This is a genomic window from Variovorax glucosi (assembly GCF_051216695.1).
GTDB lineage: Bacteria > Pseudomonadota > Gammaproteobacteria > Burkholderiales > Burkholderiaceae_C > Variovorax.
Window position 1 is genome coordinate 912,752 of sequence record NZ_JBPJZE010000001.1, and the last position, 19,934, is coordinate 932,685.

At 64.4% G+C, this 19,934-nt stretch carries 14 protein-coding genes and 1 pseudogene; 9 read left to right on the top strand and 6 right to left on the bottom strand.

Translation table 11 applies throughout. From position 1 onward, the window contains the following. The first annotated feature begins 5 nt into the window (after window positions 1-5). Genes ACSFA3_RS04385 through ACSFA3_RS04395 form a run of 3 tightly spaced genes read left to right on the top strand, consistent with a single transcriptional unit; the run spans window position 6 to window position 3,524 of the window. On the top strand, window positions 6-1,400 hold the full coding sequence (locus ACSFA3_RS04385) for an ethanolamine ammonia-lyase subunit EutB (protein WP_435504170.1): 1,395 nt from the start codon (window positions 6-8) through the stop codon (window positions 1,398-1,400). A gap of 1 nt (window position 1,401) precedes the next feature. Further along, a complete protein-coding gene (gene eutC, locus ACSFA3_RS04390; RefSeq protein WP_435504171.1) occupies window positions 1,402-2,259 on the top strand; it encodes an ethanolamine ammonia-lyase subunit EutC in 858 nt (285 codons plus the stop codon). Continuing rightward, the gene (locus ACSFA3_RS04395; RefSeq protein WP_435504172.1) at window positions 2,259-3,524 is read left to right on the top strand and encodes an HAD family hydrolase; all 1,266 of its coding nucleotides are present in this window, start codon (window positions 2,259-2,261) and stop codon (window positions 3,522-3,524) included. Before eutC ends, ACSFA3_RS04395 begins: the two co-directional genes overlap by 1 nt. A gap of 16 nt (window positions 3,525-3,540) precedes the next feature. On the opposite strand, the gene ACSFA3_RS04400 is transcribed toward ACSFA3_RS04395, so the two are convergent. From ACSFA3_RS04400 to ACSFA3_RS04410, 3 genes are read right to left on the bottom strand one after another with little or no spacing between them, the layout of a single operon-like run. Continuing rightward, the gene (locus ACSFA3_RS04400; protein ID WP_435504173.1) at window positions 3,541-4,995 is read right to left on the bottom strand and encodes a c-type cytochrome; all 1,455 of its coding nucleotides are present in this window, start codon (window positions 4,993-4,995) and stop codon (window positions 3,541-3,543) included. Continuing rightward, window positions 4,992-6,764 carry a GMC family oxidoreductase gene (locus ACSFA3_RS04405; protein ID WP_435504174.1) on the bottom strand — a complete coding sequence of 591 codons (1,773 nt, stop codon included), beginning with the start codon at window positions 6,762-6,764 and terminating at the stop codon, window positions 4,992-4,994. Before ACSFA3_RS04405 ends, ACSFA3_RS04400 begins: the two co-directional genes overlap by 4 nt. 13 nt (window positions 6,765-6,777) lie before the next feature. Next, window positions 6,778-7,518 (bottom strand): gluconate 2-dehydrogenase subunit 3 family protein, encoded by a 741-nt coding sequence (locus ACSFA3_RS04410; protein WP_435504175.1) that lies wholly within the window; start codon window positions 7,516-7,518, stop codon window positions 6,778-6,780. 228 nt (window positions 7,519-7,746) lie between these two features. On the opposite strand from ACSFA3_RS04410, the gene ACSFA3_RS04415 reads away from it, so the two are divergent. Then, window positions 7,747-9,591, top strand: coding sequence for a hypothetical protein (locus ACSFA3_RS04415; RefSeq protein WP_435504176.1), 1,845 nt, complete (start codon window positions 7,747-7,749; stop codon window positions 9,589-9,591). A gap of 9 nt (window positions 9,592-9,600) precedes the next feature. Here ACSFA3_RS04415 and ACSFA3_RS04420 read toward each other — a convergent pair whose 3' ends face one another. Continuing rightward, window positions 9,601-11,298 (bottom strand): phosphoethanolamine transferase, encoded by a 1,698-nt coding sequence (locus tag ACSFA3_RS04420; protein WP_435504177.1) that lies wholly within the window; start codon window positions 11,296-11,298, stop codon window positions 9,601-9,603. Further along, window positions 11,295-12,008 carry a phosphatase PAP2 family protein gene (locus tag ACSFA3_RS04425; RefSeq protein WP_435504178.1) on the bottom strand — a complete coding sequence of 238 codons (714 nt, stop codon included), beginning with the start codon at window positions 12,006-12,008 and terminating at the stop codon, window positions 11,295-11,297. The genes ACSFA3_RS04420 and ACSFA3_RS04425 overlap by 4 nt, the downstream gene beginning before the upstream one ends. 124 nt (window positions 12,009-12,132) lie before the next feature. On the opposite strand from ACSFA3_RS04425, the gene ACSFA3_RS04430 reads away from it, so the two are divergent. The 5 genes and pseudogenes from ACSFA3_RS04430 (at window position 12,133) to ACSFA3_RS04450 (ending at window position 19,219) form a co-directional block, all read left to right on the top strand. Further along, entirely contained in the window at window positions 12,133-12,807 is a 675-nt protein-coding gene (locus ACSFA3_RS04430) for a response regulator (protein WP_435504179.1), read from the top strand. Next, window positions 12,804-14,177, top strand: coding sequence for a sensor histidine kinase (locus ACSFA3_RS04435; RefSeq protein WP_435504180.1), 1,374 nt, complete (start codon window positions 12,804-12,806; stop codon window positions 14,175-14,177). The genes ACSFA3_RS04430 and ACSFA3_RS04435 overlap by 4 nt, the downstream gene beginning before the upstream one ends. A 35-nt stretch (window positions 14,178-14,212) precedes the next feature. Continuing rightward, entirely contained in the window at window positions 14,213-15,910 is a 1,698-nt protein-coding gene (locus ACSFA3_RS04440; RefSeq protein ID WP_435504181.1) for an electron transfer flavoprotein-ubiquinone oxidoreductase, read from the top strand. Window positions 15,911-16,027: 117 nt separating this feature from the next. Continuing rightward, window positions 16,028-17,200, top strand: a pseudogene (locus ACSFA3_RS04445) (PAS domain-containing protein); the annotation flags it as partial. Window positions 17,201-17,257: 57 nt separating this feature from the next. Continuing rightward, on the top strand, window positions 17,258-19,219 hold the full coding sequence (locus ACSFA3_RS04450) for a hybrid sensor histidine kinase/response regulator (protein ID WP_435504954.1): 1,962 nt from the start codon (window positions 17,258-17,260) through the stop codon (window positions 19,217-19,219). Here ACSFA3_RS04450 and ACSFA3_RS04455 read toward each other — a convergent pair. Further along, window positions 19,214-19,933 carry an RNA methyltransferase gene (locus ACSFA3_RS04455; protein WP_435504182.1) on the bottom strand — a complete coding sequence of 240 codons (720 nt, stop codon included), beginning with the start codon at window positions 19,931-19,933 and terminating at the stop codon, window positions 19,214-19,216. The genes ACSFA3_RS04450 and ACSFA3_RS04455 overlap by 6 nt on opposite strands. Window position 19,934 lies beyond the last annotated feature (1 nt).

The window sequence follows — 19,934 nt, forward strand, 5'->3', positions numbered from 1 at the left end:
CCACGATGCGCTACCGCACCACCATCGCCGGACAAGTCTTCGCATTCGACGACCTGAAGCAGGTCATGTCGTTCGCCAGCCCGGCGCGTTCGGGCGACTACCTGGCCGAGATCGGCGCGGCGACGTCGCAGCAGCGCATGGCCGCACGCCACGTGCTGGCCGACACGCCCCTAAAGCAGTTCCTGACCGAAGCGCTGATCCCGTACGAGAGCGACAACATCACGCGGCTCATCATCGACAGCCACGACGCCCTCGCCTTCGCGCCGGTGTCGCACATGACGGTCGGCGACTTCCGCAACTGGCTGCTGTCGGAGCGGGCGACGACCGCCGCGCTGGCCGCCCTCGCCCCTGGACTGACGCCGGAAATGGTTGCCGCCGTATCGAAGCTGATGCGCAACCAGGACCTGATCGCTGTGGCGAAGAAGTGCAGCGTGGTCACGCGATTCCGCAACACCATCGGCCTGCCCGGCCACATGGCGGTGCGCCTGCAGCCGAACCATCCGACCGACGACCTGCGCGGCGTCGCGGCCTCCACGCTCGACGGCCTGCTCTACGGCGCGGGCGATGCGGTGATCGGGCTGAACCCGGCATCCGACAGCATGCCGGTGCTCGGTCGCCTGCTGCACATGCTCGACGAGGTGATCCAGCGTTTCGAGATACCGACGCAGAGCTGCGTGCTCACGCACGTCACCAACACCATCGCGCTGGCCGAGGCCGGTGCGCCGGTCGATCTGGTGTTCCAGTCGATCGCGGGCAGCGAGAAGGCCAACCTGTCTTTCGGCGTCACGCCCGAACTGCTCGACGAAGCGTATGCCGCCGCGCTGTCGCTCAAGCGCGGCACGGTCGGCAACAACGTCATGTACTTCGAGACCGGCCAGGGCAGCGCGCTGTCGGCGAATGCGAATTTCGGTGTCGACCAGCAGACCTGCGAGGTTCGCGCCTATGCGCTGGCGCGGCGCTACAAGCCGCTGCTCATCAACACCGTCGTCGGCTTCATCGGGCCGGAGTACCTGTTCGACGGCAAGCAGATCATCCGGGCCGGACTGGAAGACCACTGCTGCGGCAAGCTGCTCGGCCTGCCGATCGGCTGCGATGTCTGCTACACCAACCACGCAGAGGCCGACCAGGACGACATGGACACGCTCCTCGTCCTGCTGGCCACCGCCGGCCTGACCTTCCTTATCGGCGTGCCGGGCGCGGACGACGTGATGCTCAACTACCAGAGCACATCGTTCCACGACGCGCTGTTCCTGCGCGAAACGATGGGCATAAAGCGTGCGCCCGAATTCGAGGCGTGGCTGCAACGCATGCAGATCACCGACGACGCAGGTCGGTTGCTGCCGCCGTCATCGAACCACCTGCTGGCGGGCATGGGCGGCCTCGCTGCGCTGGGGACCTGAAATGACCGAGCCCATCGTCCCAAGAGACGCCACCATAACCACCGAAGGCGCGGACGAAAACACGTCTTCCGTCACTCCGAATCCCTGGCAGGACTGGCGCCGCGCCACCCCTGCCCGCCTCGCGCTCGGCCGCGTTGGCGCCGGCATGCCGACCGACGAAACGCTGCGCTTCGGCTGGGCGCATGCGATGGCGCGCGATGCGATCCATGCCGCGCTCGATGTCGACACGCTCGACGCCGAACTTCGCGCGGACGGCTGGGACGTGGCGCGCGTTCGAAGTCGTGCGGAAGACCGCACCACCTATCTGCGGCGACCCGATCTGGGCCGACAACTCGATGCCGGTGACGCCGACCGCCTGCGTGAAGCCATAACGCAAACGCCCGACGGAACCCACTGCGATGTCTGCATCGTCATCGCCGACGGCCTTTCTTCGCTGGCGGTCGCGCGCAACGCGGTGCCGTTGCTGGCCGCTCTGCGCCCGCATCTGCCGCCCGGCACGCGTTTCGCGCCTGTCGTGATCGCGTCGCAAGCGCGCGTGGCGCTGGCCGACGAGGTTGCGGAAATCCACGGTGCTGCGCTGTCGGTAATGCTGATCGGCGAGCGACCCGGCCTGACCTCGCCGGACAGTCTCGGCATCTACCTCACGCACGCACCACGCAAGGGCCGCCACGATGCCGAGCGCAACTGCATCTCAAACGTGCGGCCGGCCGGCCTGGCTTACGACACCGCAGCCTTCAAGCTCGCCTGGCTGATGCGCGAGGCGCTGCGACGCGGCGCGACCGGCATCGCGCTCAAGGACGAGAGCGATCTTGCGGTGCTGGAGTCGGGCGACCAAGAATTTTTAACCAAGGACCTCTGATGCAACGCCGATTCTTCCTCCTCACTCCCGTGGCTGCGGCACTCGTCGCCACGGGCTGTGCCAGCCTCCAGCCGCAGGCGCTCACCCTGGCGCCGGCCCACTGGGAGGACTTCAACCGCGCGCAGATCGAGGGGTTGATTTCAGGACTCGGGAAGGGCAGCGCCGGCTACGACGCCGCAAGGCCGCCGTACGTCGTGTTCGACTGGGACAACACCAGCATCTTTCTGGACATCGAGGAAGCCGCGCTCATCTATCAGCTGGAGAACCTCCAGTTCGGCGCCACGCCGACGCAGCTCGAAACCGCCTTGCGCCGGAACATTCCGAAGACGAACTTCCTGCCGGGCAACAACAACGCTGCCGGCCAGCCGGTGAGCATCGACCGGATCGCGCCGGATATCGTCGCCAGCTACACCTGGCTGCGCAGCAACTACATCGGCTTCGGCGGCACGCAGACGCTGGAACAGGTTCGCCAGAGCCCGCACTACACCGCCTTCATCACGAAGGTGCGCTATCTCTACGAAGCCATTGGCGACACCTTCGACCACGACACGGCTTACCCATGGGTCACCTACCTGTTCGCCGGCATGACCGAGGCACAGGTCCGCAAGCTCACGGCCGAAACGGTCAGGTGGCAGCTCGCGCAACCGATAGCCAAGGTGAAGTGGACATCGCCTGCCAGCCTGCCCGGCGAAGCCGGCGTGGTGTCGGTCAGCTGGAAGAACGGCCTGCGACTGCAGCCGGAAATGCAGGCGCTCTATGCGGCCTTCCGCAATGCGGGCTTCGACGTGTGGGTGTGCTCGGCGTCGTTCGTCGACGTGATCAGGGAGATCTCTTCCAATCCCGCCTTCGGCTACAACAACCCGCCCGAACGCGTGCTCGCGATGGAGCTCGAACGCGACGCCAAAGGCGTGATCCAGCCCGAATACCGCCGCGGCTACGACCAGACGCAAGGTCCGGGCAAGACGAAGAACATCCGACGCTTCCTGGTGACGAAGTACGGCTACGGCCCGAGCTTCATTGCCGGCGACAGCGAAGGCGACCAGAACATGATGGCCGACTTCGCGGACACGAAGAAGGTACTGATCGTCAACCGCCTGCGCGACCCGAAAACCGACATCGGCAAGTTCTCGGCGCTCGCCGTGCAGAACTACCGCAAGCCCGACACACGCTACCTGCTACAGGGCCGCGACGACAACACCGGCGAATGGGTAACGTCGCAGTTGCACACGCCGCTGGGCGCGACGCAGGGCAAGGCGCTAAAGTGACCCGGCCCCATGGGGTTCAGGGCTTCGTCAGCGCCAGATCGGCCGGCTTGAATGTCGCGCGCACCGCGGCCACCTGCGCAGGCGTCACCGCCTCGGCCTTGTTGCCCCATGTAATGCGAACATAGCTCAGCAAGTCGGCCACATTCGCATCGGTCAGACGCCAGCCGAAGCCGGGCATCGCCAGCGCCGACGGCGACTTCTCGGTGCTCGGCATGGCAGACCCACCCAGCACGATGCGGATCAGCGAGGTCGGGTCCTTCGCATTGACGACGCTGTTGCCCGAGAGCGAAGGAAACACGCCATTCGCTCCGGCGCCGCTGGACCGGTGGCAGGCGTTGCAGTTGTTGATGTAGATCATTGCGCCTGCACCTTCGACCGCGCCGGCGCGCAGCTTCAGCGTGTCCGGGTGCCTGTCGGCGGCAGCGACCATCGCTGCTTGCGGCGAAGCGAGCGGCGGTGTCGAACCGGCCGGCGCGCCGACGGTCTGCAGATAGCTCGCAATGGCACCCAGGTCTTCCTTGCTCATGTACTGCGTGCTGTTTTCCACCACTTCGCTCATGCCACCGAAAGCAGCGGTATGCGGCGTGCGGCCGGTGCCGAGGAAAGCCACCAGATCGGCGCTCGACCACTGCGCGGCGGTCGGGCGGTCGGTGTGGCGCAGCGGCTGTGCGTACCAGCCGTCGATCAGCGCGCCGCCCAGAAAGCTGTCGCCGCGACGGTCGCTGGTCGACTTGACGCCGCCGGTCAGGCTGTTGCGCGGCGTGTGGCATTCGCCGCAATGGCCGAGGCCCTGCACCAGATAGGCACCGCGATTCCATTCGGCGCTGCGGGCGGCGTCCGGCGAATAGACGCCCTGCTCCAGGTAGAGAAAATTCCAGCCGAGCATCAGCCAGCGCATGCTGAACGGCCACGGCAGGTCCGTCGCGGGCGGCTTGTCGGCGACGGGCTTCACGCCGCGCTGGAAGTACGTGTACAGCGCATGCATGTCGGCGTCGTCGATGCGCGCGAACGATGTGTACGGCATCGCCGGATACAGATGCCTGCCGTCCTTGCGAACGCCTTCGCGCAATGCACGCGCGAAATCGGCCTCGGTGTAGTCGCCGATGCCGCCGGCCTTGTCCGGCGTGATGTTGGTCGACACGATGGTGCCGAACGGCGTCTTCATCGGCAGGCCGCCGGCGAACGGAGTCTTGCTCGGGCCGGTGTGGCAGCTGACGCAGTCCCCGGCGCGCGCCAGATAGAGACCGCGCTCGACCATCGGATCCGGTGTGGACGCGCTGGTTGCCGCGGCCGTCGGCGAAACGGCCGATGTCGCGGGCGCGTTGGCCGATGCGGGCGCTGTACCCGGCCCCGTACCCGGCCCTTGAGTTGCCTTCTGCCCGAAAGCGCCGAAGGCCCAGGTGCTGACGACCGCCGCGATGACGATGCCAAGCCCGGTGATGCGAAGGCGCTTCGTGGTTTCGGCGTTCATGCGAGTGCTCCGGGGCTCTTGAGATAGCGCTCGCGAATCGCCTTGGCCGACCAGTAGGCCAGCGCGCCGACGACGGCGGTCGGGTTGTAGCCGAAGTTCTGCGGAAATGCGCTCGCGCCCATGACGAACACGTTCGGCACGTCCCAGCTCTGCAGATAGCGGTTGATCGCGCTGGTCTTCGGGTCGGTGCCCATCACGGCGCCGCCGGTGTTGTGGGTCGACTGGTAGGGCCGCACGTCGTAGTGCTCGCCCTTCTTCTTGAAGCCCATGCTGATGTGTTTCGGGTTCATCGCCCTGGCGATCGCCTCGACCTTGGTACCGATGAACGCCGTCATCGCCATGTCGTTGTCCTTCCAATCGAAGGTCATGCGCAGCAGCGGCTGGCCGAACTGGTCCTTGTAGGTCGGATCGAGGTCGAGGTAATTGTCGCGGTAGGACATCACCGAGCCCTGGCTGCCGACGCTGGTCTGATAGACGTAGTTCTCCTTGGCCGCCTTCTTCCACGCCGCGCCCCAGGTCGGCGTACCGGCCGGCAGGCTCAGCTGCTGGATCGGGCGTCCGCCCGTATTGATGCAGTTGATGGTCGCGCCGCCGACGAAACCGAGCGGGCCGTGGTCGAAGTTGTCGCCGTCGAAATCGTCCATCGCGTGGCCGCTGGCGCCCGATCCGACGAACGGATTCATCGGCTGTTCCTTGTCGAAATGCAGCGCAGCACCGCCGTTGAGCTGGTAGGCGTAGTTGCGACCGACAACGCCTTCGCCGCTGGCCGGGTCGTACTTCCTGCCGATGTTCGACAGCAGCAGCAGGCGCACGTTGTGCATCTGGTAGGCGCACAGCACGACCAGGTCGGCGGGCTGCTCGACCTCGTTGCCCTGTGCGTCGATGTAAAGCACGCCGGTCGCGCGCTTGCCGTCGGCCGACATCAGCACGCGCTGCACGTGCGAGCGGGTGCGCAGCTCGAAGTTCGGCCGCTTCATGAGCGTCGGCAGCAAGGTGGTCTGCGGCGATGCCTTGGCATACATGTAGCAGCCGTAGCGCTCGCAGAAGCCGCAGAAATTGCACGGACCCAACTGCGCACCATGCGGATTCGTGTACGCCCGCGATGCGTTGGCCGCGGCTTGCGGGAACGGATGAAAGCCGAGCTCGCGCGCAGCCTTCTCGAACAGCACCGCGCTGTTCGGCGAAGCCAGTGGCGGCAGCGGAAATTCATTGGTGCGCCAGCCTTCGAACGGATTGCCGCCGGCCTGGACATTGCCGCGCAGGTTGCCGGCCTTGCCGGAGGTGCCGCAGATCTTCTCGAACTGGTCGAAGTGCGGTTCCAGTTCGTCGTAGGTCACGCCGAAGTCCTGCAGGTTCATGCCGTCGGGGATGAATTTCTTGCCGTAGCGCTCTTCGTAGGTGCTGCGCAGCCGCAGGTCGGCCGGCAGTGCGCGCCAGTGATGTCCGTTCCAGTGCACGCCGGCGCCGCCGACGCCGTCGCCGAGCAGGAAGGAGCCGTGCTGGCGGTACGGCACGGCCAGGTCGGCCGGCGTGTGGCGAACGGTGACCGTCTCTTTCGACAGGTTCTGGAACAACTTGCCGCGAATGCCGTAGCTCAGCTCGTCGGTGATGCGCGGATAGGCGAAGTCGGGCACGGTGTCGCGGTTCTCGCCGCGCTCCAGCGCCAGCACCTTGAGCCCGGCGGCCGTGAGTTCCATGCCCATGATCGCGCCGGTCCAGCCGAAGCCGACCAGCACCGCGTCGACGGAAGGTTTCTTGATGGTTGCCATGTCGAGCCTTCCCTCAGCCTTGCGGGCCGGCGATGCTGACGGGCGGCAGCGGGTACCGGACGCCGGGTTTGTCGACCCAGTCGAGAAAGTCCGCGCGCGCACCGGGGAAACCGATCATCTTCCAGGCCGCCGCATCCTTGTTGCCGCCGTGGATCGGATCGCTGAAATAGCCCTCCTTCGTGTTCTGCAGCAGGAAACCGAAGAAGTCCTTGCCGCCGACATCGGCGAACCTGATCGTTTCGCCCTCCAGCCCCTTGAGCACTTCGTCCTGCTGCGCGGCATCGAGCTCGGCGAATCGTTTGCCGCCCCTGTTTTGCCGGCACCAGGCATCGGTCGCGGCAATGCCGGCGCGGTACACCTCGCGCGGCAGCATCTTTCCCTGGTAGCCGAACAGCGGCGAGCTTGGCACGAACGGACCCTGCATGTACCAGAGCGAGGCCTGACCGAAACCGCCCTCCATCTGCCGGTCGATGAACTCCGGCACGCCGGCTTCGATCGCGCCAGGGCCGGTGTCGTCCGACGGAATCAGCCGCGCGACGGCCGCGAGGATAAAGGCCCATTCGTCGGGGTGGAAGTAGACCGGCGTGTAGGGCCGGCTTGGCGAAGGCGGCGCGGAAGCTGCCGGTTCTGCTGCATCGGCGCTCTGCTGCTGGCCGGCGATGAAGCCGGTCGCGGTGAGCGCTCCCGCAGCGGGGACTATCGCAATCGAACGGCGCAGGAAGCCGCGTCGCCCTGGGTTGGTCGCATCGGACATCGGAGGTATGCGACCGACGCCGCTTTGTTGTTTGCCATCAGCATGGCAGGTGAAACCCTTAGACGCAACTGGCGGAGGGCGGGAGACTGGGCGGCGGGGGCAATTCGATTCGGTTTGTCGGCGCACCTGCGTACCAGTGGTGTCTTTCCGCATGCGCGACCGAATAGATGAGCGCTCATTTGCAGTCCACTGATTCGATGAACGGACTAAAAGAAGACCAATGGAACGTTGTATGACCTATTTTTTAAGAATTTTCTTATAGGAGAGATATTTGGCTCGAACGACGATAGAAAAATCATCCATGCGTCGTTGTACTTCTCCAATCAAAACTCACCAGCAATCATGAACAACGAAAAAATTACAGGCGATCTGCCGATCACCCGACAAAGCTCAACGCGTTTGCCGTCGAACCCCGAAATAGCCCCGGCACCCCAATTCGTTCGCCCAAACCCACCCGTGCAAACGCAAAACATCGCGACATCGATTACATCCTCGACTACCACGCCAAAAACACCTGCAAAAAATAGGATTTCAGCCACGCCAGGGTCGTTTTACTCATCTGGCAACTTGAACATTTCCGATTATTTCAGGCGCGCCCTCCTAAATAATGGACCAGATTACACTTACAAAGCAATGAAAGACGATCCAATGGGAAAATTGGTGCCGACACGCCGTCAAATACAAGGAGCAAGAGCCGAATTTGGCTTCGGGACTACGAAAGAACAGCTTCAGAAGTTGTTCACAACAATGAAAGAAGATATTGCGGTCAACGACAACAACATAACCAAGTACGATACCGAGTTATTCACCAACCCAAAAGCTGTCTATGCAATGCGTCATCAGGCCGTCACCTGGAGTCGAGCACCGGGAAACGATATTTCCGCCATACAGACCAACGACATGGCGATTAGGACTTTTTTTCGCAAATTGGCATTGAACATCCCGGAACAATATCGAGAAGCTGCTTTGGCCATGATCGACCAACCGCCTGAATATCGCCGGCCATTACCAGGTACTCGGTCTGCGAAAATTGCAACCGAGCAACCCGCTCAACCTGCGCAGCCGCAGCAGCCCTTGCAGCCTTTGCAGTCTCTACAAGGCGGAATCTCACTAACGGCTTCGAATCCGGCTTTGCTTAGCACTCAAGCTCCGCCAGCCATTTATCCGTCCAATGCGAACGCATTGTTGGACCCTGCGGCTGTGTCCGAACCGTTGACTGTTGAGAAGCGAGTTTATTGGCACGTCAACAGCGAGCCAACGTCGTACGGCAGACAGTCACCAACGTTCAAACGCACGAAGTTCGAAGATGTGAGTCAAGCGTTGCCGACTTCCGCGTACCATCCCTTGCAGCCATCGTCGTCCGGACCAACCTTCAATCGCATGGGCCAACCCGACGTGCAGCAGCAATTGCAGCCACAACTGCAGCTTCAAACACAGCCGACATATGAATCAGGAAGCCAGGTCTACCAGCCCAACCTGTTTCAGGGTGGATCATCGATTGATCCATCGCAGTCGCAGTCGCAGTCGACTCCATCGTCGTCGTGGACAGCTTCGAATGGAATGAATAGACCGACTACTCAGCAACGGCATCAGCCTCAAACACGGCCGCAATACAGTTCGGGAGCCATGAATTACCAAGCAAACGCTTTCCAGAACGTGCACTCCATCGATCAACCGCAGTTTCAGCCGACGCCATACACGCAAGGATTTTCGAATTCAGGGCCCCAGATTGCCCAGGCTCCGCAATTGAATCAGGGAAGTGCGTCTCAGGGAATCAATACAAGCGGGTCTTCGATTTTCAGCCAATCCTATGACGACTTATCACCGTCATTCGCATCTGTCAGCCCCGCAGGCTCGTACGACAGCGAATTTGATGAATTCATTCGAATAATCGAAAACTCGCCATCGGCTCTATTGACGACCAACGTTCAATCGGCTCCCATACTGCCTGATCCATTGAATTCAGCCGCGACGCCCGTGGCAGTGGCAGTGGCAGTGGCAGTGGCAAACAGTCAGTCAACACCCGCACCAGTCGCAACGCTAGTAGCGCAACAGCCCGGGACTACAGGTTGACCAAACGTCTCAATCCTCCGTACCGCGACATTTCTTGAATGCGTCAAGCCCCGGCTTGTAAGTCGGCGTCTTCACATCCAGCACGCCAAGCACCGTGTGATAGAGGTTGTCGTGCGTCAGCGCCGTGTCGCGGTCGTCGCGCAGGCACTTCATCGACAACTTCTCGCGCCCGGCCATGCCAGCATCGAACCACGCAATCATCGGCACGTGTTTCTGCACCTCGGGCGCGAAGTTGTACGGCAGTCCGTGCAGGAAGAGGCCGTACTCCCCCAGGGACTCGCCGTGGTCGCTCATATATAGAAGACCCGTATCGAAGCTGGCCGACTGCGTCTTCAGCCAGTCGATCGTGTCGCCGAGAAATCGATCGGTGTAGGCGATGGAGTTGTCGTAGGCGTTCAGCAATTCCGCGTGGCTGCAGTCGGCCAGCACATTGGTCACGCATTCGGGCATGAAGCGTTTCGACGACGGAGAAGACCGCTTGTAGTAGGCCGGGCCGTGGCTGCCCATCTGGTGCATCACGACCAGCACACCCCTGGCGCGCCGCTCGGCCGGCAAAGCGGCGATGCGTTTGTCGATGTTCTGCAGCAGGACGTCGTCGCGGCACTCGTCGCCGTCGCAGAGGCGGGCCTTGGTGGCTGCGTCGAGGTCGGCATCGGCGCTGATGTTGGGTACGCGGTCGCACACGCCCTTGCAGCCGGCCTGGTTCTCGATCCAGAGCACGGCCAGGCCGGCAGCCTTGGCGACGTCCAGCAGGTTTTCGTAGTCGTCCTTGCGACCTTCGTAGCCCTCCTTGCCGAGCGGCGAGAACATGCATGGCACCGACGCCAGCGTGTTGGTGCCGCAGGAGCGCACGTTGGTCCAGTTCAGCACCTGGCGCGCAGCGAGCTGGGGCGTCGTGTCGCGGGCATAGCCGTTCAGCGCGAAATGGTCGGCTCGGGCGGTTTCGCCCACGACCACCACGAACATCGGCGGCTTCGTCTGCGCGGCATAAGACGTGCCCAGTGCCGCGCCGGCCGAGATCGGCACCAGCCGCCTGGACCGTGCGAACAGCGGCTTGATCACCACCGAGCCGGCCGAATAGACGCTGGCCAGCGGATTCATCATGTAGCGCAGCGTGACGTTGTTGCGCATCAGCGGCGCCAGGTCGCGCGACAACGCAGCCACGCTGCCGGCGACCACCGCGATCGACGCCACGAACAGCGCGGCATTGCGCCAGATCTGCGACCAGGCGCCCGTCCGCAGGATGCGCACACGCAGCAGCCACCAGGCCGGAAGCACCGTCACGGCCAGCACGTTGAATGCCATGCGCCAGCCGAGCAGGTCGCGCGTCTCGTGGAAGTCGGTCTGCATGGCGTTGGCCGCCATCGTCGGGTCGACGACGATCCGGTAGGTCAGCATGTAGTGCTGCGCCACCGCCGCGATCAGCACGATGACGAACCACAGCGGTTTCATGAAGCGCGACCATGCCGTGAGCGACAGCATGCCCAGCGTTCCGAATCCGACCAGCAGCGCCATGCCGAGGGCCGACCGCCAGTAGAGACTCGGCGCGCCGCCGATCCGCGAAAGCTCGATCCACAACGCCCAGTTGGCCGCCAGCAGCAGATACAGGCTGAGTCCTGCAACGACAAAACGTGCGCTGCGTGGGCGGGACATCCAGCGGTCGATGGCCGCCAGCCAGTTGGGCGGTGAAGAAAGCGCGCGAATCATGAGAATTTGAAAGAGAAACGGGGACGATGCAGGGCGAATTCGATGACGAGCGCAACGGCCCAGCAGATCCAGCCGGTCCAGAGCGTGTGGCTCATGTAATGCGCACCGCGCCACTGCTGGCCGAGACCGAGCACGAAGCCCAGCACGATGGCGGCGGCGAGCCAGATGCCGGCCCACCGCATCGAATAGCGGCGCAGCACGAGCCAGCCGCCGACATAAGCGAACGCGGCGGAAGCGTGGCCTGCCGGAAAGCATCGGCCCGATCCGCCGTCGTCCACGCCCCAGGCCCAGTGAGAAACGTAGCGCGCGACGCCGCCGAACTCCTGCAGATCCCAGGGACAGCTGATGTTGCTGATGTTCTTGACCAGCGACACCGCGGTGACGGCTGCCAGCACCGAACCGGCAAGCTGAAAACGGTCGCCGCGGGTCATCCGGCGCATGAATCCGAGCGGAAAGAACGCCAGCAGGAGCAGCACGACGACGCCTGCCATGCTGGCGAAGCGCGGGATCTCGTGCATGACGAGGATGAAGGTCCTGTTTTCGCGCAGCGCGAAACCCGTGCCCGTACCGGCGAGCCGGGCCAGCGGCAGGTCGAGACCCAAAGCGTCCCAGAGAAGCACCAGAACCAGAAGAAGAGCCGTAACCGCGACGAGGCGTGTATCGGTGCGCGCGGCAGGAAGAGATGAAGAGGCGGGACTCAAGGCGGACAAGGCGTGTTTTGGACGAAGGCGGGAGCGTAGGCGTTCAGCCTGAATCCAACCTGAAGCGGCCGGCCCGAAGCGGCATGGGACCTGCTGGGTAGACTGTGTTTTTTTCTGTCCAAGGATTCTCGCCGTGCGCGTTCTGCTTGTTGAAGACGACGTCGCGCTTTCGGAAGCTGTCTGCGGCTACCTTTCGGCGAAGGCCTTCGTGGTCGACGCCGTGCCCAGCCTCGCGATGGCCGGCGGCGCGCTGAGGGCCGCCCAGTACGCGGCCGTTCTGCTCGACCTGCATCTGGGCGACGGCGACGGCCTGTCGCTGCTGCCGCAGATCCGTGCGCTGAAGGAACGCCCCATCGTCATCGTGCTGACGGCGCGCGACCAGGTCACCGACCGCATCCGCGGGCTGGACGCCGGCGCCGACGACTACCTCATCAAGCCCTACGACCCGGCCGAACTGCTGGCCCGGCTGCGCGCGGTCGAACGCCGGCGCAGTGCCGACAACGTACCGGTTCTCACGCTCGGCAGCCTGCAGGTCGACCTCGGACGCGAAACGGTGCGCAACCACGGACTCGCCGTGATGCTGACGCAGAAGGAATGGGCGTTGCTGCGCGTGATGGCGACGCGGCCCGACCGCATCCACACCCGCGAAAACCTGCAGGACGCACTCTACGGTTTCGACGACGAGGCCGACAGCAATACGCTCGAAGTCTTCATCAGCCGGCTGCGCCGCAAGCTCGGACGCGATCACATCCAGACGGTGCGCGGTCTCGGCTATCGGCTTGCGCCTTCCACGGACGTGGCGGAGTGAGCGCGCCGCGCATCGAAGCACTGCTTTCACGCGTCGGACGGGACACGCTCGCCGGGCGGCTCACGCGCACGCTGATCCTCTGGGTCGGCGGCGTCTGGCTGGCTTGCGTGCTGGCGGTGGTCTGGTACACGGACCGCGAGATCACCTTCAATTTCGACAACGAGCTGATCGAGGTCTCGCATCGCATGTTCGACATCGCGCTGTCGCACCTGGACAAGGACGATCCGGCCCCGCATCCGGGCAAGCCGCTGATCGCGCCCACGCCGACGACGTTCACCGATGCATCGGTGATCTACCAGATCGTCGATCCCGGCGAACGCGTGCTGATGCGGTCGGCCGAGACACCGGGCAACGTCTTCGACGTGCCGGTTTCCCCGGGCTTCTCGAACAACGACCACTGGCGCATCTACACGGTGCGCCATCCCGTGCGCAACCTGTATCTGCAGGTGGCCGATCCGCTCGACGAGCGTCGCGAAGCGGTCGACCGCACGCTGATCGGGCTGATCGCGCCGTTGCTGGCGATCCTGCCGTTGCTGGCGGTGCTGCTGCGCCGCATCGCGCGAAGCGAGCTCGGCGTGCTGCAGTCGCTCGAACAGGAGATCGGCAAGAGAGGCAGCGACCAGTTGCAACCCATTTCCCTGCCCCGTCTGCCGCGCGAGTTGAAGTCGGTCGAGGAGCATGTCAACCGGCTGATGGACCGACTCTCGAAGTCGCTCGACGTCGAGCGCGCGCTGGCTGCCAACGCCGCGCATGAGCTTCGCACGCCGCTGGCCGCGGCCCGCCTGCGCCTGCAGACCGCGCTCGATCACGACCTGCGCCGCGAGGACGTTCGCGGCGCGCTCGATGCGCTGCAGGTGCTCAGCCATCGCACCGAGAAGCTGTTGCAGCTGTCGAGGGCCGAGTCGGGCGCGTCGCTGACGCGCTCGCGCGTCGACCTGATCCTGCTGGCTGCCACGGTGGCGCAGGAATTCTGGGCCGACACCGGCGTGCTCCACCGCCTTCACCTGCGGGTGCCGGAAACCGGCGAAGGACCGATCGCTCTCGGCGACTTCGATGCGCTTGCCATCGCGCTGCGCAACCTGGTGGAGAACGCACTTCATTACGCCGGCGACAGCCGGGTCGACATCGAGGTCCGCAGCGACGGCGCGCTGATCGTCCGCGACGGCGGGCCGGGCGTCGGAAACGATGCCCTCGCGTTGATGCGACAGCGCCACGTCCGGCACGGCACTGCGCGCGTCGGCTACGGGCTGGGCCTGTCGATCGTCACGACGATCGTCGAGAAGCATGGCGGGCGCCTGGAAATGCAGTCGCCGCCGCCGGATGCGGAGACCGGTCTGGAGACGCGAATCCTCCTGCAGGCCGCCGCATAAAATATTTACAAATCCTCCTTCGAAGAGACAGATCAATGACCCACGACGAAATCCTTGCCCAGTTCGGTCCCCGCGAATCCATGGAATACGACGTGGTCGTGGTCGGTGGCGGCCCCGCCGGCCTGTCGACCGCGATCCGGATCAAGCAGCTGGCGGCGCAGTACGACAAGGAAGTCTCGGTCGTGGTTCTGGAGAAAGGCTCGGAGCCGGGTGCGCACATCCTGTCGGGCGCGATCATGGATCCGCGCGGTCTGTCGGAACTGATTCCCGACTGGAAGGCCAAGGGCGCGCCGCTGAACCAGCCGGTGACCGCCGACACCTTCCTCATGCTCACCGAGACCGGCGCCGTCCGCACGCCGAACTTCATGCTGCCGCACAACTTCCACAACGAAGGCAACTACATCGTCAGCCTCGGCAACGTGACGCGCTGGCTGGCGCTGCAGGCGGAAGAAGCCGGCGTCGAGATCTTTCCGGGCTTTCCTGCCGCGGAAGTGCTCTACACCGAAGACGGCAAGGTGCGCGGTGTCGCGACCGGCAATCTCGGTATCGGCAAGGACGGCGAACCGACCGACAACTTCCAGCTCGGCATGGAATTGCTCGGCAAATACACCGTGTTCGCGGAAGGCGCACGCGGTCATCTGGGCCGGCAGCTGATCGCAAAGTACAAGCTCGACGACGGCAAGGACCCGCAGAGCTACGGCATCGGCATCAAGGAACTGTGGGAAATCGACCCGGCACGCCACCAGCCGGGCCTGGCGATCCACACTGCCGGCTGGCCGTTGCCCGGCGACACGTATGGCGGCTCCTTCGTCTATCACGCGGAGAACAACCAGCTGATCGTCGGCTACGTGGTCGGGCTGGACTACCAGAATCCGCACATGAGCCCCTTCGAGGAGTTCCAGCGCTTCAAGACGCATCCGAACATCCGCTGGTATTTCGAAGGCCAGGACAAGGGTTTGAAGGCGCCGAAGCGCCTGAGCTACGGCGCGCGCGCGATCACGGCCGGCGGCCTGCTGTCGTTGCCGAAGACGGTGTTTCCGGGCGGTGCGCTGGTCGGCTGCGAAGCCGGCTATCTCAATGCAAGCCGCATCAAGGGCAGCCATGCCGCCATCAAGACCGGCATGCTCGCCGCCGATGCCGCGTTCGAGGCGATCCTCGCCGGCCGGCAGCACGACGAACTCACCGCATACCCGGCAGCTTTCGAGAAGAGCTGGCTGCACACCGAACTGCACAAGGCGCGCAATTTCAAGCAGTGGTTCAAGAAGGGCCTGACCGTCGGAACCGTCATGACCGGCATCGAGCAGTTCGTGCTGCGCGGCCATATTCCCTGGACGATCCATCGCACCGAAGCCGATCACAAGCGCCTGAAGCCGGCATCGGCCTGCAAGAAGATCGTCTATCCGAGGCCCGACGGAAAGCTGACCTTCGACCGGCTTTCCAGCGTGTTCATCAGCAACACGAACCATGAAGAGAACCAGCCGGCGCACCTGACGCTCAAGGACCCGAGCGTACCCACGCGTATCAACCTGCCCGAGTACGCCGGCCCGGAGGCGCGCTACTGCCCTGCCGGCGTCTACGAATATGTGGCGGATGGCGACAGCGGCAAGGAGCGCCTGCAGATCAATGCGCAGAACTGCGTCCATTGCAAGACCTGCGACATCAAGGACCCGACGCAGAACATCGTCTGGGTCACGCCGGAAGGTGGCGGCGGACCGAACTACGTCGGCATGTGAGCCGTGGGTAGCTCCAGTCCGACAGTCATGCGGAGTTCCGACTCACCCGGTCAGGCGTAAGGTTTATGTAGTCTTTGTCCAGCCCGGCGTGGTCCAGACGTTTTGCGGCATAAACCTATGTCCAAATCTTTTTCTGCTGCAAACGAAAAATCTCGCGACGTCGGCGCCGATGCCGGCCGCCTTAGGGCCATCTTCGAAAGTGCGATCGATTTCGCCATCGTCGCGACGGACCCTGACGGAATCATCACCGACTGGAATTCGGGTGCGGAGCTGATCTTCGGCTGGACCGCCGAGGAAATGTACGGGCAGTCCGCCGAACGATTCTTCACTCCCGAGGACCGCGAGCGCGGCCAGATCGAGATGGAGATGATCGCGGCGCTGGACGTCGGCCGTGGCAACGACGAACGCTGGCATCTGCGCAAGGACGGTTCGCGCTTCTGGGGCAGCGGCGAAATGATGACGCTGCGCGATGAAAACAGGAGGCACATCGGTTTCGTCAAGATCCTCCGGGACGGCACCGAAGCCAGAGAGGCGGCGGCAGAACAGCGGGCCGACGCCCAGTTCATGCGCAGCGTGCTAGCTTCGTCGAACGATTGCATCAAGGTGCTCGACCTCGACGCCAGCCTGGTGTTCATGAGCGAAGGCGGTCAGGCAGTCATGGAAGTCAGCGACTTCAACGAGCTGCGCGGCTGCCCGTGGCCCGATTTCTGGAAGGACGCCGGCAACACCGCCGCCGTCGCAGCAATCGAAACTGCCCGCGACGGCGGCATCGGCCATTTCACCGGCATGGCCGACACGATGGCCGGCAACGCGAAATGGTGGGACGTGCAGGTCACGCCGATCCTCGGGCCCGACGGCGCGCCCGAGAAACTGCTGGCGATTTCACGCGACATCAGCAACACGATGAAGGCGCAGCTCGAACTGCGGATGGCGCAGGACCTCAACGCATCGATCCTGGCGTCCAGCCGCGACTGCATCCTGGTGCTCGACCTCGAAGGCAAGGTCGAATTCGCCAGTCCCGGCGGCGTCAAGGGAATGGAGGCATCCGCCGCGTCCGAACTGGTCGGCCGATCCTGGTTCGACACCTGGCACGACAGCGACCGCATCGCCGCGCACAAGGCTGCGAGCGATGCCTGCGCGGGTGGCACCGGGCGCTTCGAAGGCTACGCGCCGACATTGAAGAACACGCCGAAGTGGTGGGATTTCGTCGTCACGGCGATCTTCTGCGACAACGGCAAGCCGCAGCGGATGGTCGCCGTCGGGCGCGACATCACCGGACGCCGCACGGTGGAGCAGCGGCTGGCGACGAGCGAGGAGCGGCTCAATCTGGCGCTCGGTGCTTCCGGAATGATCGGCATCTGGGATTGGGATCTCAAGTCGGACGTCATCTACGGCGACCCGAATTTCGCTCGCATCTATTCGGTCGACACCGGATGGGCTGCGCGCGGCGCGCCGTTGACCGAATACACCAAGAACTTTCACCCGGACGACATGGCCGCGTTCCAGGCGGAGCTCGACCGCACGTTTGCGGGCCAGGACGAATTCCGCAGCGAGTACCGCATACGGCAGCTCGACGGCTCCGTACGCTGGGTGCTGGCGCGCGGCAAGCTGGTGCGCGATGAAGACGGCGTACCGATCCGTTTCCCCGGCGCGACGGTCGATGTCACGGAGCGCAAGCAGAGCGAAATCGCGATCCAGCAACTCAACGAGACGCTGGAGCAACGTGTCGAGGCGCGCACGCGCGAACGGGATCGCGCGTGGAAACAGTCGCGCGACCTGCAACTGGTCGTCGAGCCCGACGGCACCATCCGGGCGGTGAACGAGGCCTGGAATACGGTGCTCGGCTGGCGCGCGGAAGAGCTCCTCGACCGCAATTGCACGGAGTTCGTCTGTCTCGACGACATGGCTGCCGAAGACGGTACGACGGTGCGCTCGCTCGAGGAGGCGCTGGGCGACGTGATGTCCGCCGACGCGCTGCCCTTCGAGAACCGCTACCGCCACAAGGACGGCGGATTTCGCTGGCTTTCCTGGGTATCGGCGCCGGTCGACGGCCTCATCTACGCAAGCGGTCGCCACGTCACCGCCGAAAAGGAAGCCGCCGCCTCGCTGGAAGCGATGCAGGAACAGCTGCGGCAGTCGCAGAAGATGGAAGCCGTCGGCCAGCTGACCGGCGGACTGGCACACGATTTCAACAACCTGCTCGCCAGCATCACCGGCAGCCTCGAGCTGATGCAGCGCCGGCTCAACCAGGGTCGGCACGACGATTTCGAGCGTTACATCACGGTAGCGCAAGGCGCGGCAAAACGCGCAGCGTCGCTCACCCACCGGATGCTCGCGTTTTCACGCCGGCAGACGCTGGAACCGAAGACCGTCGATGCCAACAAGCTGGTCGCCGGCATGGAGGAACTGCTGCGCCGGACCATCGGCCCGGCGGTGACGCTGGACGTGGTCGGTTCGGTCGGGCTGTGGCGCACGCACGTCGATCCGCACCAGCTGGAGAATGCGCTGCTGAATCTCTGCATCAACGCCCGCGATGCGATGCCCGACGGCGGACGCCTCACGATCGAGACCGCCAACAAGTTCATGGACGAGCGCGTCGCCCGGGAGCGCGACCTGCCGCCCGGCCAGTACATCTCGCTCTGCGTGACAGATACCGGAACCGGCATGGCGCCGGACGTGATCCAGCGCGTGTTCGAACCCTTCTTCACGACCAAGCCGATGGGCATGGGCACCGGGCTGGGGCTGTCGATGGTCTACGGTTTCGCGCGGCAGTCCGGCGGCCAGATCCGGGTGTATTCGGAGATCGGCATGGGCACGACGATGTGCATCTATCTGCCGCGCCAGCTCCGGGACGACGCGGAAGCCGATCTGCCGACGGTCGAAATCCGCCAGCTGCGCGACGACAGCATGGGCGCCGGCGTGGTGCTGGTCGTCGACGACGAGATCAACGTACGGTCGCTGGTGGTCGAGGCGCTCGAAGAGATGGGTTTCAAGACGCTGCAGGCTGCCGATGGCGCCGAAGCGCTCACGCTGCTGCAGTCGGGCGCGCCGATCGACCTGATGATCACCGACGTCGGACTGCCGGGCGGCATGAACGGCCGGCAGGTCGCGGATGGTGGCCGGTCGCTACGTCCCGAACTCAAGGTGTTGTTCATCACCGGCTATGCGGAGAACGCGGTGGTCGGCAACGGTCACCTGGAGCCGGGAATGCAGGTGCTGACCAAGCCTTTCACACTGGACGCGCTGGCGAGACGGGTGAAGAACATGGTCGATGGCGCCGACAAGACGCACGGCGCCGTATCGTCATGACCGCGTATCGGCCATCGCCTTGGCTATGCCGCGCAGGATGTGGATCTCTTCCGGCGTCGGCTGCGCGCGATTGAACAACTGCTGCAGACGCGGCATCAGCTTCTTGGGCGCGGCGGGATCGAGAAAACCGATCTGCACCAGCGCCTTCTCCCAGTGGTCGAGCATGCCCGCGACGGCGCGCGCATCGGCGGCCTGTGTCGGCGTCACTGACTCGACGACCGGGAAGCCGCCCAGCGCCAGCCGCCATTCGTAGGCGACGAGCTGGATCGCCGCACCCAGATTCAGGGAGCCGAAATTGGGGTCTGCCGGAATGCTCAGCGCGACGTTGCAACGATAGACGTCTTCGTTGCGCATGCCGAAGCGCTCGGAGCCGAACAGCAAGCCGACGTGCTCTGGCGGGTCCGATCTGCCGAGCGGCTCGAGATGCTCGCGCGGGGTGCGCGTCGGGGGGCCGAAATCGCGCGGGATCATCGCGGTGGCGCAGAGGTGCGTGACGCCGTCCAGCGCTTCGTCGAGCGTGTCGACGACGCGCGCGTTGGCCAGCACGTCGAGTGCGCCGCTCGCGCGCTGGATGGTTTCCTCGCGCCGCAGCACGTTGGCCCAGCGCGGCGCGACGAGCACGAGGTCGCCGAAACCCATTGTTTTCATGGCGCGCGCTGCGGCGCCTACATTGCCGGCATGGCTGGTCTGGATCAGGATGAAGCGGGTTCGCATG

Excerpts from the sequence above, each read along its gene's own strand:
- ACSFA3_RS04385 (WP_435504170.1), top strand. The coding sequence starts at position 6 with ATGCGCTACCGCACCACCATCGCCGGACAAGTCTTCGCATTCGACGAC.
- eutC (WP_435504171.1), top strand. The coding sequence starts at position 1,402 with ATGACCGAGCCCATCGTCCCAAGAGACGCCACCATAACCACCGAAGGC.
- ACSFA3_RS04395 (WP_435504172.1), top strand. The coding sequence starts at position 2,259 with ATGCAACGCCGATTCTTCCTCCTCACTCCCGTGGCTGCGGCACTCGTC.
- ACSFA3_RS04400 (WP_435504173.1), bottom strand. The coding sequence starts at position 4,995 with ATGAACGCCGAAACCACGAAGCGCCTTCGCATCACCGGGCTTGGCATC.
- ACSFA3_RS04405 (WP_435504174.1), bottom strand. The coding sequence starts at position 6,764 with ATGGCAACCATCAAGAAACCTTCCGTCGACGCGGTGCTGGTCGGCTTC.
- ACSFA3_RS04410 (WP_435504175.1), bottom strand. The coding sequence starts at position 7,518 with ATGTCCGATGCGACCAACCCAGGGCGACGCGGCTTCCTGCGCCGTTCG.
- ACSFA3_RS04420 (WP_435504177.1), bottom strand. The coding sequence starts at position 11,298 with ATGATTCGCGCGCTTTCTTCACCGCCCAACTGGCTGGCGGCCATCGAC.
- ACSFA3_RS04440 (WP_435504181.1), top strand. The coding sequence starts at position 14,213 with ATGACCCACGACGAAATCCTTGCCCAGTTCGGTCCCCGCGAATCCATG.
- ACSFA3_RS04450 (WP_435504954.1), top strand. The coding sequence starts at position 17,258 with ATGATCGGCATCTGGGATTGGGATCTCAAGTCGGACGTCATCTACGGC.
- ACSFA3_RS04455 (WP_435504182.1), bottom strand. The coding sequence starts at position 19,933 with ATGCGAACCCGCTTCATCCTGATCCAGACCAGCCATGCCGGCAATGTA.